We start from the raw sequence: 14829 nt of genomic DNA, 5'->3' as shown, positions 1-14829 counted from the left end.
ATACCCGCCTTACTTAAACTGTTTGAGGAAACGCAGATCGTTTTCGAAGAATGCACGCAGATCGGTCACGCCATAGCGCAACATCGTCAGACGCTCCATGCCCATACCGAACGCGAAGCCGGAATACACTTCTGGGTCGATGCCGACATTACGCAGGACATTCGGGTGCACCATGCCACAGCCCAGGACTTCCAGCCATTTACCGTTTTTACCCATCACATCCACTTCAGCAGACGGTTCGGTAAACGGGAAATAAGACGGACGGAAGCGAACCTGCAAATCTTCCTCAAAGAAATTACGCAGGAAATCATGCAGCGTGCCTTTCAGATTGGTGAAGCTGATGTCTTTATCGACGATCAACCCTTCCATCTGATGGAACATCGGCGTGTGGGTCTGATCGTAATCGTTACGATAAACACGGCCCGGCGCGATGATACGGATAGGCGGTTGCTGCTTTTCCATGGTACGAATCTGAACGCCTGACGTCTGTGTACGCAGCAGACGTGTTGCATCAAACCAGAAGGTGTCGTGGTCAGCACGCGCAGGGTGATGTCCTGGAATATTCAGTGCATCAAAGTTGTGATAGTCGTCTTCGATTTCTGGCCCGGTTACGACTGAGAAACCCAGCTCGCCGAAAAAGGTTTCGATGCGATCGATGGTACGGGTCACCGGATGCAAGCCACCATTTTCAATGGTGCGTCCTGGCAGTGAGACATCGATGGTTTCTTGCGCCAGACGCGCGTTTAACTCAGCGGATTCCAGCATGTGCTTACGGGCATTCAGCGCGTCTTGAACGTCTTGCTTAGCCTGGTTAATGACAGCACCAGCCGCAGGGCGTTCTTCAGCCGGCAACTCGCGCAGCGAGGTCATCTGAAGGGTTAAGTGACCTTTTTTACCCAGATATTCGACACGCACATTTTCCAGTGCGGTAACATCCTGAGCCTCTTCTATAGCTGTTCTGGCTTTGGCAACCAGCTCTGCGAGATGTGGCATTGTGTTCCTCTTTTTCTGCCTATGTGGCCAACGGTCATGATTGAAGAATGTCGTTTTACTCAAAACGATAAATGTTACTAAAAACAAGAGTAAAAGCCGATTGTTGTAAAAAAAATATCCTCCGGCATAGCCGGAGGTTTTTCATATGCGCCTATAAGGCTCTGTTACCAGCCGCGCCCTAACAGGCGCATCGCGATCTGACATTTGCATTTATGGGTTACTTACCGCCCGTAAACGGGCTACCAGAATACGGGATCGAGAGTTGCTCTCCCATTTTATCCTCTTCCAGTTGGTGCTTTATGTATTCTTGTATCTTGATCGTATTTTTTCCTACCGTATCAACGTAATACCCTCGGCACCAAAACTCCCTGTTACGGTATTTGAACTTCAAATCGCCAAACTGCTCATAAAGCATCAGGCTGCTCTTTCCCTTCAGGTACCCCATAAATCCCGAGACACTCATCTTGGGCGGGATCTCTAGAAGCATGTGGATGTGATCCACACAGCATTCAGCTTCCAGAATATTCACGTTTTTCCATTCGCACAGCTTTCTTAAAATGCTGCCAATCGCTCTGCGTTTTTCCCCGTAGAACACCTGCCTTCGGTACTTCGGCGCAAAAACTATGTGATATTTACAGTTCCATCGGGTGTGCGCTAAGCTCTTTTCGTCCCTCATTGGGACCCCCTTTTGATTTCTTGTTGGACCTTTGCAGTTGCCAGACCGCAAACTGTTTTAACAAATCAAAAGGGGTTTTTATAACTGGCTCAAAGCTGAAAGCTTTACTGAACCCCCAGCCTAGCTGGGGGTTTTCTGGGCACAACAAAAAAGCCTCCCTATGGGGAGGCTTAAGCGCTACTTTTCGTTTCTTTTCTTACGCGCAAAGCCCCCTGAGTTCAGGCGCTAAAGTAAAAAAAGAAACGGAAAATAGCAGCGTTCATACTTGCGTTACCTTGTCTTGTAAATAATAAAAAACCAAAAATGTAGCACTCACTCGACGAAAAGAGGGAGCCAAAGCTCCCTCTCTCAACTGACTTACGCCAGTGCTGCTTTCGCTTTTTCGACCAGCGCGCTGAACGCTAACTTATCGAATACTGCGATATCAGCCAGAATCTTACGGTCAATTTCAACAGAGGCTTTTTTCAGGCCGTTGATGAATTTGCTGTAAGACAAGCCGTTTTGACGAGCTGCCGCATTGATACGTGCAATCCACAGCTGGCGGAATTGACGTTTACGTTGACGACGGTCGCGGTAAGCGTATTGACCAGCTTTGATTACTGCCTGGAAGGCAACACGATAAACACGCGAACGGGCACCGTAGTAACCTTTCGCTTGTTTCAATATTTTCTTGTGACGTGCACGGGCAACTACACCACGTTTTACGCGAGCCATATGCTCTCTCCTAAAGTCTTATTCTGAATTAAAAAAAGGTTACTTATGCGTACGGCAGACATGCGATAACAAGACCCAGATCCCCTTTGGAGACCAGACCTTTTGGACGCAGGTGACGTTTACGTTTAGTAGACTTTTTGGTCAGAATATGACGCAGGTTAGCATGCTTACGCTTAAAACCACCGCTTGCGGTTTTTTTAAAGCGTTTAGCGGCGCCACGTACTGTTTTAATCTTTGGCATTGTTATTTCCACTTCGCATTGTTAATAAAACGAATCAGATAAGGCGAACAAAGCCGCACAACACAAAGGTTGTACGGTCTTGCTACTTGAATGCCTTACTGTTTCTTCTTCGGTGCTAGCACCATGATCATCTGACGGCCTTCGATCTTCGATGGGAAGGATTCGACAACTGCCAGTTCACTCAGATCGTCACGAACGCGGTTAAGCACTTCGATACCAATCTGTTGGTGCGCCATTTCACGACCACGGAAACGCAGTGTGATTTTGGCTTTGTCACCATCTTCAAGAAAGCGAATCAGGTTGCGTAGTTTGACCTGATAGTCGCCATCATCGGTACCAGGTCGGAATTTGATTTCCTTAACCTGAATAACTTTTTGTTTTTTCTTCTGTTCCTTTGTGGCCTTACTCTTCTCATAAAGGAACTTGCCGTAATCCATAATTCGGCAAACCGGCGGCTCGGCGTTCGGACTGATTTCAACTAAATCAACACCGGCTTCTTCGGCTTTTTCTAATGCTTCATTTAGACTTACGATGCCCAGCTGTTCGCCTTCGACGCCTGACAGGCGTACCTCATGTGCGCGAATCTCTCTGTTGATGCGATTAGGACGCGCCGGTTGAACTCGTTTTCCGCCTTTAATACCTATACCTCCAATTGATGAAGACTACGGCTGCGAATCTCTTGCTGCAGCTTACTGATAACTTCACTGACATCTAGGCTCCCAAGGTCTTTACCACGACGAGTGCGGACAGCAACTTTTCCTGTCTCGACTTCTTTGTCGCCACAAACCAGCATGTAGGGAACCCGGCGTAAAGTGTGTTCGCGGATTTTAAAGCCTATCTTCTCATTTCTCAAGTCTGCTTTTACACGAATGCCCGCTTCTTGCAGTTTTCGGGTCAATTCATTGACATAATCAGACTGGCTATCGGTGATATTTATAATCACCGCTTGAACCGGAGCCAACCAGGTTGGGAAGAAACCGGCGAATTCTTCGGTCAGAATACCGATGAAACGCTCCATTGATCCCAAAATAGCCCGGTGAATCATAACCGGCACCTGACGCTCGTTGCTTTCGCCAACGTAAGACGCGTTCAGACGACCCGGTAATGAAAAGTCGAGTTGCACCGTACCACACTGCCATGCTCGATCCAAACAGTCATGCAGGGTAAATTCAATTTTTGGGCCGTAGAACGCCCCTTCACCCGGCTGATAGGCGAATTCGATGTTATTTTCAGTCAACGCGGCGGCCAAATCGGTTTCAGCGCGATCCCACATTTCATCGCTACCAATACGTTTTTCAGGACGTGTAGACAGTTTCACTACGATTTTTTCAAAACCGAAGGTGCTGTACATGTCATACACCATCTTGATGCAACTGTTCACTTCATCACGAACCTGCTCTTCCGTACAGAAGATGTGCGCATCATCCTGTGTGAAGCCACGCACGCGCATTAAGCCATGCAGAGAGCCTGATGGCTCATTACGGTGACAGCTACCGAACTCAGCCATACGCAGCGGTAGATCGCGGTATGACTTCAATCCCTGATTGAAAATCTGTACGTGGCCTGGGCAGTTCATCGGCTTGATGCAGTATTCACGGTTTTCAGATGACGTTGTGAACATCGCTTCTTTGTAGTTTTCCCAGTGACCGGTTTTTTCCCACATCACGCGATCCATCATGAATGGACCTTTTACTTCCTGATACTGGTACGACTTAAGCTTCATGCGCACAAATGCTTCCAGCTCGCGGAAGATCGTCCAGCCGTCGTTGTGCCAGAATACCATACCCGGCGCTTCTTCCTGCATATGGTACAGGTCAAGCTGTTTGCCGATTTTGCGGTGGTCGCGCTTAGACGCCTCTTCAAGACGTTGCAGATAAGAAGCCAGTTGCTTTTTATCCGCCCATGCGGTGCCGTAGATGCGTTGCAGCATTTTGTTTTTGCTGTCACCACGCCAGTAAGCGCCGGACGTTTTCTGCAATTTGAAATGATGACAGAAACGCATATTCGGTACGTGCGGACCACGGCACATATCGATGTATTCTTCATGGTGATACAGACCTGGACGATCGTCGCGACTGATGTTCTCATCCAAAATCGCCATTTTGTAGGTCTCACCGCGTGCCGCGAACGCATCGCGTGCTTCCTGCCAACTGACTTTTTTCTTAATGACGTCATAGTCGGTGTCAGCAAGCTCGTGCATACGCTTTTCGAGCAGCTCAATATCTTCCTGAGTCAGGGTACGGTCGATATCAACGTCATAGTAAAAACCGTTATCGATAACTGGACCAATCGCCATTTTGGTATCTGGCCACAGTTGCTTAATCGCATGACCCAGCAAGTGCGCACAGGAGTGGCGAATAATTTCCAGACCGGCTTCATCTTTGGCGGTAATGATGGCTAACTGCGCATCAGTATCGATCTTATCGCTAGCGTCAACCAATTCGCCATTGACACGTCCAGCGATACAGGCTTTTGCCAGACCGGGACCAATATCAAGTGCAACATCGAGGGGAGAAACGGCGTGGTCGTAATGACGCTGACTTCCATCAGGAAGGGTGATAACTGGCATTATAATTCCCTTATTTACAGTGGTGAGCCACACGAAAGCTCACATGCAAAAATCGTATATCAATTGAAAATCAAAAGTGTTAACCATGCTATTTCTCTTTACTCTGTGAAATATATACACATGATGCGAACACTCAAGGTACGCATTAGCGTGACATAGATAACGTCGGGGCAATAATACACCTTATAACTTGCGTGTTAAAGCCGGATGGATAGCCTGTTCATCTTTGCATCGTAATGAACAGGCCACAGAGTGTTTACCGTGTCTGCACGGATTTCAGCGATGCATTATTTTTGCGGGAGAATCGGAAGCCAAGCCAAATAGCGGCAACCCAGAACGGAATTAAGATGACCGAAATGCGAATCCCTGGAGACAGCAGCATAATCACCAGAATCCCCGCCAGAAACGCCAGACACAGATAGTTACCCCACGGATACCAGAAGGCTTTAAACGCAGGAACAACCCCCTTCTCTATCATCACCTGGCGGAAACGCAGGTGCGCAAAGCAGATCATGATCCAGTTAATCACCAGCGTCGAGACCACCAGCGCCATCAACAGCTCAAAGGCTTTGCCTGGCATTAGGTAGTTGATCGCTACACCGAACGATGTCGCTAATGCTGACAGCACGATAGAACGAACGGGGACACCGCGTGCGTTGACCTTCGCAAGAGATCTCGGCGCATTTCCCTGTTTTGCCAAACCGTACAGCATCCGGCTATTGCAGTACACGCCGCTGTTGTAAACTGATAATGCCGCCGTGAGTACCACTATGTTAAGGACGTTTGCCACTATATTGCTATTCAGCGCCTGGAAAATCAGAACAAACGGGCTCCCGCCATCGACAACCTTTCCCCACGGATAAAGCGATAACAAAATAGAGAGTGCGCCGATATAGAAAATCAGGATGCGATAGACCACCTGATTGGTCGCCTGCGGAATAGAACGCTTCGGATCGGCCGCTTCGGCAGCGGTAATCCCCACTAATTCCAGACCGCCGAATGAAAACATGATCACTGCCATCGCCATGATCAATCCGCTTGCGCCATTTGGCATGAATCCACCGTGGATCCATAAGTTACGCACCGTTGCCGTTTCGCCGCCATTGCCACTCAGTAGCAGCCAACTACCGAAGACAATCATCCCAACGATGGCAAGGACTTTAATAAGGGCAAACCAGAATTCTGTTTCCCCAAACATCCGCACATTAACCAGATTGATAAGGTTGATCAGCACAAAGAATATTGCGGCGGACAGCCAGGTTGGCGTTTCAGGCCACCAGTATTGGATATAAATCCCCACGGCAGTCAGTTCAGCCATCCCGACCAGAATAAACATCGCCCAGTAGTTCCAACCGGCCAGAAAGCCCGCAAAATCGCCCCAGTACTTATAGGCAAAATGGCTAAATGAACCCGCTACGGGTTCTTCCACCACCATCTCACCCAGCTGTCGCATAATCAGAAACGCAATCATTCCAGCAATCGCATAGCCAAATAAAACGGACGGCCCTGCCATTTGGATAGTTTGCGATATCCCTAAAAACAATCCGGTACCAATCGCACCACCCAGCGCAATCAGTTGAATATGTCGGTTCTTTAACCCTCGTTTTAAAACCAATTCCTGTTGATCAGTTGCTATGTTGTTTTGAACATTTGCCATGTTGTTTTTGTGCTTCCTGTAAAGCCTTCTTCATTTTATAACAATGCCCGCTCACGCCATCAGCATGAAGGATGACGTAAGCAGGCAAAGGGATAGGTGTTTTACGCGTTACACAGTGATTAAGCCATTAACGTTCTGGGATGACGCTTTTAAACGTTAACTCCACATCATCACGATCGCGCTCAGCGGCAAGCGCTTCAGGCTCATTTTTCTCTGCATTCTGGGGCAGCAATTTTTTCAATAACGCTAACTGCTGGCGTTGCTGCTCTACGACCTCTTGCAGCAATTTCACTTGCTCATTCGCTCTGACACTCGCACGATTAACAAAAAACCAGACCAGCGCAGCCAGCAGCACAATCAGCAAGACAAAAACCACTTCTAATATGTTCACAACGACTCCACTTATAACCACTTATGACAGATACCTGTGGGCTATCTTACCACCGTGACATAGCCAAGTTCGATACCCAACCCTATCCGTTATCCACATCGTGTTGATGCGCACCGCTATCGTATTGGTGTAAAAATAAAAAAAGCCTGTCGGCAAGGACAGGCTCAGGCATTAATAGGGAGTATCAGAAAGGGTAATCGTGGTAGCCCATTTGCTCAGAGATATTTCTGGCTGCGGTGTGCAGCGTCGCGACATAGTCGTGTTTGTTTTCTTCTGAAAAACGAATGGTTGGGAACGAAATACTGAGACCCGCAATCACCACGCCAAAGCGATCGAATACCGGCACGGCGATACACCGCAGCCCTTCTTCTTGCTCTTCGTTGTCTTCTCCGTAGCCTTGCTCACGCACGACATCCAATTGGTTGAGAAGCGCATCAGCAGAACATAGCGTATGTGGCGTACTGCGAGTGAATTCAACGGTCGACAGAACCTCTTCCACTTCGTTACGGTCACGCCATGCCAACAGCACTTTACCAATTGCGGTACTGTGCAGCGGATTGCGGCGACCAATACGTGAATACATACGCAGGTTATACATCGAATCAATCTTGTGGATATAAACGATGCCGTCTTCATCCAACGCGCCAAGGTGGATTGTTTCCCGCGTTAGTGCAGACAACTCACGCATCTGTATATCCGCACTGCGGATTAAATCTACGTTCTGCAATGCTTTTGCCCCAAGTTCAAACAACTTGAGCGTCAGCGAATATTTCTCTGATTCACCTTCCTGCGCAACATAGCCCAAGGATTTCATCGTCTGCAAGAAGCGGTAAACGGTACTCTTGGACATCATCACGCGCTGAGAAAGCTCGGTAATACCAATTTCTCTCTCTTCACCTAATGCCTGTAAAATACCAAAAACCTTTAAAACGGACGACACGGAATCGGGTTGTTTATCTAAATCTGCACTAGCCATTTTTGTGGTTACCCTACTCAGGTTTTTTTGTTTTAAAAAAAATAGAACAATGGTTTTAGTATAAAGGGAACGCTTTGATTATGGCAATGGAGCAATAACGATAATCAAGTTAAGTTTGAGAAATAACCGCGTCAGAGACTTAATAAAATAATATGTAAGAAAATATTTTAAAATAATCCGCGCCATAAAGTGTGACGCGGATTTATTAGTATTATTAGTGCCAGACTGAATCAGGAACCTTCGCCAGATACAGTGCAGGTTTTCCATCTACGTCAGAAGTAAACAGGACTTGTTTATTATCCGGCGTGAAGGACGGGTGCGGGTGAGTAACCTGACGGTCCCCTTCCAGCACGTCCCAAGAGGTATTGTGCTGCGCAATACGATGTTCTTTGCCGGTTTTCAGATTGAAAACATACAGGAACGGATCGTTCTCAATTTTGTAACCGCCATCATCCTGCACGTCGACTGGCGCATCGGAACCATCACCCACCAGCAGCGTACCATCATAGTTACTCATCAGGTGAGAACACGGCGGCATTACACGCAGTTGGCGATCTTCTAGCGTAACGGGATCGATGCTGCGGATATAGCGATTGGTATCATCTTTAAGGTAAGAGACGTAAATCATCGCTGAACCATCTGGAACCCAGAATTCGTGAGTGCAGCTTTCGCCTTCCGCATGCTCTTTCACTTTACGCATGTTGGTGCCATCTTCGTTGATGAACCACATACGTGCATCAACCAGGTCATGTGGACCTTCGTGGCAGAAAGCCACCGTGTTGTCATCACCCGGACGGTAGATTGGGTGACCCAGCCACTGGTTTTCCTGAAGAATAGTCTCAGCCTCACCGGTTATCAAATCGACGCGAATCAGACGACAGCAAGGATTGGTGAAATAGAATTCCTGGAATTTTTTCCAATCGGTCAGTGGTTTCCAGTCTTCTTTTTTGATCTCAATACCGACCATTTTGGTGCAATCAGAGTTGGCAACCCAGGTACCGTAGCCGACCCAATCGTCAGGTACCTGATAAATCGTTTTCTCTTCCAGCGTAGCCAGATCGACACGCATCAGATTACGGGTATTTTTAACGTAATAGAGCGCATCGTCATTCGGAGACAGGAAACCACCGAAAGTATTGTCGCCTTTGCCTTCCGTCAACTGCGTAGCGCTCTGCTCTTTTAAATCCAGCAGATAGTAATTCCACGGGCCATCAAACGCAGCGCCAAACAGCAGCTTGCTGCCGTCATTGAAGAAACACTTCTGATAGAAATAGTTGCGATGACAGATAACATCGGGTGGGGTTAAGCGCACAACTTCGGTGCCGGTTGCTGAATCCTGGTAGGTATGAAACGTTAGGGGGATCTTGTTACCTTTGGCCATCCGTAAATCCTTAGAACTTATCATGAAGAATCTGACGCCACACGCGCATACTCTTCGATAACCTGATATTTCGAACGCCCGATACATCGGTCATCCCGACACTGGTTGTTCAAAAATCAGGCCACCAATCTCACGCGAGACGCCTGTTATACCGGCATTATAGAAACAATGTTTCATTTTTCCGTGATCGTGGTTTTATTTTATAAAACATTCTTCATATTTTCACCACCTGTTTCAGATCTAATGAAAGCATTCAGGCGGAGAAAATGCAGGTTCGATGAACCCATAAGCGCAGAAATAACAAAGGCCCGAATGGGCCTTTGGGAAGATAACGTTGGGAAGATAGTTCTTGAATTACTTCAGGTATTCGCCGGAACGCAGCGCTTCGATACGCTTATCCAACGGTGGGTGTGACATGAACAGTTCACTGAAGGACTTCGATTTTCCGTTAATGCAAAAAGCCATCATGCTGCTCTCTTCCTGCGGCTCATAGCTGGTCTTCAAGCGTTGCAGTGCAGCGATCATTTTCTCACGCCCCACCAGCTTGGCTGAACCGGCATCCGCATGGAATTCACGGTAGCGTGAGAACCACATGGTGATGATGCTGGCAAGAATACCAAACACCAGTTCCAGTACGGTCGCAACAGCAAAGTAAACCAGCGGGTTGCCGTTGCTGCTTTCACCTTCGTCACGGTTGCCGGACAGGAAACCGGAAACGACCTGTGCGATCAAACGAGAGATAAAGATAACGAAGGTGTTTACGATCCCCTGAACCAACGTCATCGTCACCATGTCGCCATTCGCGATGTGGCTAATTTCATGCGCAATAACGGCTTCCGCTTCGTCACGGCTCATGTTTTGCAGCAAACCGGTACTCACCGCCACCAGCGATGCATCACGGCGTGCTCCCGTTGCGAACGCATTGATGTCCGGTGCATGATAGATTGCCACCTGTGGCATCGCGATCCCAGCCTGCTGTGACTGTGAACGAACCGTTTCCATCAGCCAGCGTTCAGTTTCGTTACGTGGTTGTTCAATGACTTCACCGCCAACGGACCGTAACGCCATCCATTTAGACATCAGCAGTGAAACAAACGCACCGCCAAAGCCAAACAGCCCAGCCATAATCATTAAGCCCTGGACACTGCTGGACTGAATTCCCGTCAGGCTGAGTACCAGCCCGAAAACCAACATCACCGCCAGGTTGGTGATCAGGAAAAGCGCAATACGCATCATAAAGGTCTGATTTCCTCTCGCAGAAAAATAAAGTTTGCAACACATACATCGTATGGGTTGTCGTGGCATTTTCAAGCATTCTTAACTTTTCAGTTACTAAATCCACATAACTTTACATTTTTCAAAAGGAAAGCGGCGTCCTGCCTGATACGTCAGCGTAACAATGTTGAACGGAAATCGATCAATGCGGCAGCGTGATCCACCTGAATCGCCCCCACACCAGCGTGAATTAATGCGCCCCATACCGCGTCAGGGTTGACTAAAGCTCGCCTGTCGCTGTAATCGAGTGAATGTGAGCAATCCAGTGTGTTTACCCAAATCCGCACGCCAAGCCGTTGAAACTCGGTATACGCCTCAGTCAACGTCTCAATATGATCAAAGCGGGCTTCCACAATGGCAACGCCAATGTCATCAATCTGTCGCAAAATATCGACGGTTTCCCCCCGTCTGAAGTGGATCATCGGCATGTAGGGTATTTGGGTATCCCGCAACGGTGATGAAATGGGAAAACGGGCAGAGGCAAGATCCACCGGACTTTTCATGATCACGCCGGCGCTCAAGCCTTTATCGCGAATATCACGGGCGATCACACCAAATTCGTGCTCATGTTTGACATCAACATTGACGACTATACGCCCTCGAGCCTCTTCAAGAACTTCATACAACAGCGGGACTTTTTCGTTACTCAATGGCCATGCCGAACCGCCATTACTCCCGCGTAGACGTGCCTGACGAATCTCCGCCAGCATCATCTTGCCAATGCAACCACGCATATCGCTCGTGCGATCGAGCGTGTCATCATGAATCACGACAACGTGGCTATCTGCCGTTAATTGTGCATCGATTTCCACGATGTCAACGCCCAGACGAATAGCTTCGCGCAGCGCCGCCAGCGAATTTTCCGGTGCCGATGCCCAGACGCCGCGATGTGCTACGCTCAGCACCGTAGGATTTTGTACCGCGATTAATTCCTGAGTGATGCCTTTACTTTGCCTTGTCATCAGTCGAAAGCTCCAAATAAGCGGGGACTATCACGAACGGCGGGAAACCGACTGAGCAAAATGCTGCAACAGACGATCTCCCCGCGAAACCACATTGTCTAGCGCCTGCTGCGGCGTTTCCTGCTCTGCCCAGACTTTCTCCAGTTCTTCATCCATGATGGTGCGAATTTGCGGCATATTACCCAAGCGAAACCCACGCGTATAAGGCAGCGGCGGTTTATTCGTTATCTGTTTCATGGCAATATCGCTACCGGGATATCGGGCATAAAATCCCTGCTCACGCGTCAGATCGTAGGCTGGCAGTGTCACCGGCAAATAGCCCGTCATCTGATGCCATTCTGCGGCATTCTCCGGCAGCGTGAGGAAATGCAGGAATTCAGCGATCCCTTGATAATGTGATGCCGGTTTCCCTTTCATGACCCAGAGACTTGCCCCTCCGATGAATGTATTTTGCGGCGCACCTTTCGCTTCTTCGCTGTAAGGCAGCATCCCAACGCCGTAGTGAAATTTTGCATAATTCTGAATCTTGCGTAGCCCACCCGATGACGTGGTCAATATGCCGCAATCGCCGTTATAAAAGCGCGTAGTCCCTTCGTCATTACGACCAAAATAACTGAACGCTTTCTTCTTCATCATTTCCGCAAGCTGGGCGATGTGTGCGACCTGCAACGGACCATTCACCAACAAGTGCGTATCGACACCGTCAAAACCATTGTTTTTCGTCGCGATCGGCAGTCCGTTCCACACGCTAAAGGCTTCCAGCAATATCCAGCCCTGCTGCCCTGCATTCGTATAACCACAGGTCATTCCACTCTCACGCAGTCGCGTCGCGTCGTACGCCAGCTCATTCCAGGTAAGTGGCGGCTTATCAGGATCGAGTCCCGCTTTAATAAACGCATCTTTGTTGTAGTAGAGCACGGGGGTTGAACTGTTAAACGGTTGGGAAATCAGATGCCCGGTCTGGCTGTCGCTATAAAATAGCGCCACCGCGGGCAGAAAGGCTTTTTCATCATTTTCGATACCAGCCTGTTTGAACAGGTCGAACACTGGGATAATCGCCCCGCTGTGTATCATATTCGGCGTACCGACATCATAAACCTGCAAAATATCCGGTGCATTACCGGTGCGATACGCGGCAATCCCCGCAGCCAGCGTCTGTTCATAGCTGCCCTTATAGATAGGCTCAACATGATACATCGTCTGAGACTCGTTAAACCGGTTGACCAGCCGTATCAACTCCGTGTTCAGGTTGCTATCCATGCCATGCCAAAACGTCAGCTCAACAGCCGCCTTGGCAGACAGCGGAATGAGCAAGACCACACTTAGCAGCATCCAAAAAACAGACGAGAACCCAAACCGAATCATCATGATGTTTTCTCCGGTACGATTTTTTTAGGAAAATCGCGTTGTTTTAGGAAAATTTCATTTTGGAAAACGTGTTTTAGGAAAAAGGCGAACTGGTAACGACGCTAGGGTTCGCCTGTGACACGTAGATGACTGGGAGGTGATGAACTGTATCGCGATATTTCAGCAGGTATAGAGAGGAGACATCTTATGGCAGAAAAGCCTTACGTCAGAAAACGTTGTGGCGGGCAGTCCTTCAACTGCTCGCCACGGTATTCGATTAGCTCTGTGCGTGTGCCATATCCGTACGCATTGAGGCTTCAACAGGTTGATGTTTCGGTGGTTTAACCCACAGGGTAATCAGTAGCGAGATGACCGACATAATGATGATTGCCATAAAGGTGGCCTGGAATCCCCCTAACTGTGCGGCGATAAACGAGCCAGACAACGCACCGATACCGAACCCTTGATAAATCACGCCGTAGTTTTTGCTGTGATTTTTCAGGCCGAAGAAGTCGCCAACAATCGCCGGGAACACCGTGATATTGCCGCCAAAGCAGAAGGCAATCGCGCTGACACAGGCAAAGAACAGAATCGGATTAAGTGGCAGGAACGTCATCACGGATACGGCCAGAATCGTCACGAACAGCGTAAAGCTGATCACCCGCATACGTCCGACATTATCGGAAAGTGCGCCAAGTACAATACGCCCAACGGTATTAAAAATCGCAATCGCAGACACTGCATTGGCCGCCGTCGCCATATCCATTCCGGCCATTTGCACACCGATATCCTTCACAATACCGATCAAGTACAGGCCGCTCATGCATGCAGTGAAGAAGATAATAAACAGCAAATACGATTCTTTGGTCGCCAGCATTTCAGCCAGCGAGAAATCACGCGTCTGCCCCTGAACCACAGCCTGCTGAACTGGCACCGCAGCAGGTTCTTTCAGCAGTGAGCTACCGACCAGAATCATCGCCATGACGATAATGCCCCAGTAGAAAAAGGCTTCTGACACACCGACTTCCGCAATCAAAAAACTGTTTACGTATTTGAACAGCAGGCTTCCAGTACCAAAGGCGCCAACAGAGATACCCGCAATCAGCCCTTTCCGGTTAGGGAACCATTTGATCAAATTGGACAGCGTCGTAATGTAAGCCGTGCCATCCGCGAAACCGACAACAACCCCCATCAGCAGATAAATCAGCGTCAGCGACGGGCTTGCCGCACTCGCCATCAGGCCTGCACCCAGCGCGATACCGGCGATCATCGTTAAGCGGCGCAGGCCAATACGTTCCTGAAATTTACCGGCAAACAGCGTGGCAAAGGCCAGACAGAAACTGGTAATGGAAAACGTCGTCGCCACTGAACTCAGCGTCCAGCCGAATTTGTCCACCAGCGGCTGGTTGAATAAACTCCAGGTGTAAATCGTGCCGAGTCCCATTTGGGTGATGATCGTACCGAGGACAATCAATCCCCGGTTAACAGGTTTGGTATTCATGGGCTTTCCCCTACATCAAAAATTGGTCCGATTCACTCGGCACGCTAAAAAATATAAGCTGATGTGGAGAAGAGAAAATCCATCAAAACACTGTCAGCTTATGGGCTGAGGCCAGTATACAAGCGGGCTGACAGTGGTTGATCGAA

General features: G+C 48.7%; 15 protein-coding genes and 1 other annotated feature. All 15 genes read right to left on the bottom strand.

What is annotated here, in order from left to right; translation table 11 throughout:
- Positions 1-9 precede the first annotated feature (9 nt).
- The 15 genes from pheS to KKH3_RS08725 all read right to left on the bottom strand — a co-directional run bounded on the left by pheS (position 10) and on the right by KKH3_RS08725 (position 14683).
- Positions 10-993 (bottom strand): phenylalanine--tRNA ligase subunit alpha, encoded by a 984-nt coding sequence (gene pheS, locus KKH3_RS08790; RefSeq protein ID WP_010275686.1) that lies wholly within the window; start codon positions 991-993, stop codon positions 10-12.
- A 217-nt stretch (positions 994-1210) separates the two neighbouring features.
- Positions 1211-1669 (bottom strand): IS200/IS605 family transposase, encoded by a 459-nt coding sequence (gene tnpA, locus KKH3_RS08785; RefSeq protein ID WP_039358229.1) that lies wholly within the window; start codon positions 1667-1669, stop codon positions 1211-1213.
- Between the two features lie 143 nt (positions 1670-1812).
- Positions 1813-1937: a sequence feature (Phe leader region), on the bottom strand.
- On the bottom strand, positions 1888-1932 hold the full coding sequence (pheM, locus tag KKH3_RS22255; protein ID WP_106120997.1) for a pheST operon leader peptide PheM: 45 nt from the start codon (positions 1930-1932) through the stop codon (positions 1888-1890). (Overlaps the previous feature by 45 nt.)
- An 89-nt stretch (positions 1938-2026) precedes the next feature.
- Positions 2027-2383, bottom strand: a complete 357-nt coding sequence (gene rplT / locus KKH3_RS08780) for a 50S ribosomal protein L20 (protein ID WP_005968887.1) — start codon at positions 2381-2383, stop codon at positions 2027-2029.
- A 43-nt stretch (positions 2384-2426) separates the two neighbouring features.
- Positions 2427-2624, bottom strand: coding sequence for a 50S ribosomal protein L35 (gene rpmI, locus KKH3_RS08775; protein WP_010275699.1), 198 nt, complete (start codon positions 2622-2624; stop codon positions 2427-2429).
- Positions 2625-2719: 95 nt separating this feature from the next.
- Positions 2720-3262: a translation initiation factor IF-3 gene (gene infC / locus KKH3_RS21680; protein ID WP_071822580.1), complete on the bottom strand. Its 543-nt coding sequence runs from the start codon at positions 3260-3262 to the stop codon at positions 2720-2722.
- A gap of 2 nt (positions 3263-3264) precedes the next feature.
- Entirely contained in the window at positions 3265-5193 is a 1929-nt protein-coding gene (thrS, locus tag KKH3_RS08765; RefSeq protein ID WP_039358227.1) for a threonine--tRNA ligase, read from the bottom strand.
- A gap of 256 nt (positions 5194-5449) precedes the next feature.
- The gene (locus tag KKH3_RS08760) at positions 5450-6850 is read right to left on the bottom strand and encodes an amino acid permease (RefSeq protein ID WP_039358224.1); all 1401 of its coding nucleotides are present in this window, start codon (positions 6848-6850) and stop codon (positions 5450-5452) included.
- Between the two features lie 127 nt (positions 6851-6977).
- Positions 6978-7241 carry a YebO family protein gene (locus tag KKH3_RS08755; protein ID WP_039358221.1) on the bottom strand — a complete coding sequence of 88 codons (264 nt, stop codon included), beginning with the start codon at positions 7239-7241 and terminating at the stop codon, positions 6978-6980.
- 184 nt (positions 7242-7425) lie between these two features.
- The gene (kdgR, locus tag KKH3_RS08750; RefSeq protein ID WP_039358218.1) at positions 7426-8217 is read right to left on the bottom strand and encodes a DNA-binding transcriptional regulator KdgR; all 792 of its coding nucleotides are present in this window, start codon (positions 8215-8217) and stop codon (positions 7426-7428) included.
- Between the two features lie 214 nt (positions 8218-8431).
- Positions 8432-9598 (bottom strand): oligogalacturonate lyase, encoded by a 1167-nt coding sequence (ogl, locus tag KKH3_RS08745; RefSeq protein ID WP_010275714.1) that lies wholly within the window; start codon positions 9596-9598, stop codon positions 8432-8434.
- A 354-nt stretch (positions 9599-9952) separates the two neighbouring features.
- On the bottom strand, positions 9953-10834 hold the full coding sequence (htpX, locus tag KKH3_RS08740) for a protease HtpX (RefSeq protein ID WP_010297866.1): 882 nt from the start codon (positions 10832-10834) through the stop codon (positions 9953-9955).
- Between the two features lie 152 nt (positions 10835-10986).
- Positions 10987-11835: a glycerophosphodiester phosphodiesterase family protein gene (locus KKH3_RS08735; protein ID WP_039358216.1), complete on the bottom strand. Its 849-nt coding sequence runs from the start codon at positions 11833-11835 to the stop codon at positions 10987-10989.
- Positions 11836-11865: 30 nt separating this feature from the next.
- Complete coding sequence (ugpB, locus tag KKH3_RS08730; RefSeq protein WP_039358213.1) at positions 11866-13203, bottom strand: sn-glycerol-3-phosphate ABC transporter substrate-binding protein UgpB; 1338 nt, start codon at positions 13201-13203, stop codon at positions 11866-11868.
- 256 nt (positions 13204-13459) lie between these two features.
- On the bottom strand, positions 13460-14683 hold the full coding sequence (locus KKH3_RS08725) for an L-lactate MFS transporter (protein ID WP_039358210.1): 1224 nt from the start codon (positions 14681-14683) through the stop codon (positions 13460-13462).
- Between the last annotated feature and the right edge of the window lie 146 nt (positions 14684-14829).

The sequence above is a fragment of the Pectobacterium actinidiae genome (genome assembly GCF_000803315.1).
Taxonomy (GTDB): Bacteria; Pseudomonadota; Gammaproteobacteria; order Enterobacterales; family Enterobacteriaceae; genus Pectobacterium; species Pectobacterium actinidiae.
The sequence above is the reverse complement of the archived record's forward strand: the minus strand, read 5'-3'. Positions and strand labels throughout refer to the sequence as shown.

Bases quoted from the DNA above. Each gene is read 5' to 3' on its own strand.
- pheS (WP_010275686.1), bottom strand. From the start codon at position 993: ATGCCACATCTCGCAGAGCTGGTTGCCAAAGCCAGAACAGCTATAGAA.
- tnpA (WP_039358229.1), bottom strand. From the start codon at position 1,669: ATGAGGGACGAAAAGAGCTTAGCGCACACCCGATGGAACTGTAAATAT.
- rplT (WP_005968887.1), bottom strand. From the start codon at position 2,383: ATGGCTCGCGTAAAACGTGGTGTAGTTGCCCGTGCACGTCACAAGAAA.
- rpmI (WP_010275699.1), bottom strand. From the start codon at position 2,624: ATGCCAAAGATTAAAACAGTACGTGGCGCCGCTAAACGCTTTAAAAAA.
- thrS (WP_039358227.1), bottom strand. From the start codon at position 5,193: ATGCCAGTTATCACCCTTCCTGATGGAAGTCAGCGTCATTACGACCAC.
- KKH3_RS08760 (WP_039358224.1), bottom strand. From the start codon at position 6,850: ATGGCAAATGTTCAAAACAACATAGCAACTGATCAACAGGAATTGGTT.
- kdgR (WP_039358218.1), bottom strand. From the start codon at position 8,217: ATGGCTAGTGCAGATTTAGATAAACAACCCGATTCCGTGTCGTCCGTT.
- ogl (WP_010275714.1), bottom strand. From the start codon at position 9,598: ATGGCCAAAGGTAACAAGATCCCCCTAACGTTTCATACCTACCAGGAT.
- htpX (WP_010297866.1), bottom strand. From the start codon at position 10,834: ATGATGCGTATTGCGCTTTTCCTGATCACCAACCTGGCGGTGATGTTG.
- KKH3_RS08735 (WP_039358216.1), bottom strand. From the start codon at position 11,835: ATGACAAGGCAAAGTAAAGGCATCACTCAGGAATTAATCGCGGTACAA.
- ugpB (WP_039358213.1), bottom strand. From the start codon at position 13,203: ATGATGATTCGGTTTGGGTTCTCGTCTGTTTTTTGGATGCTGCTAAGT.
- KKH3_RS08725 (WP_039358210.1), bottom strand. From the start codon at position 14,683: ATGAATACCAAACCTGTTAACCGGGGATTGATTGTCCTCGGTACGATC.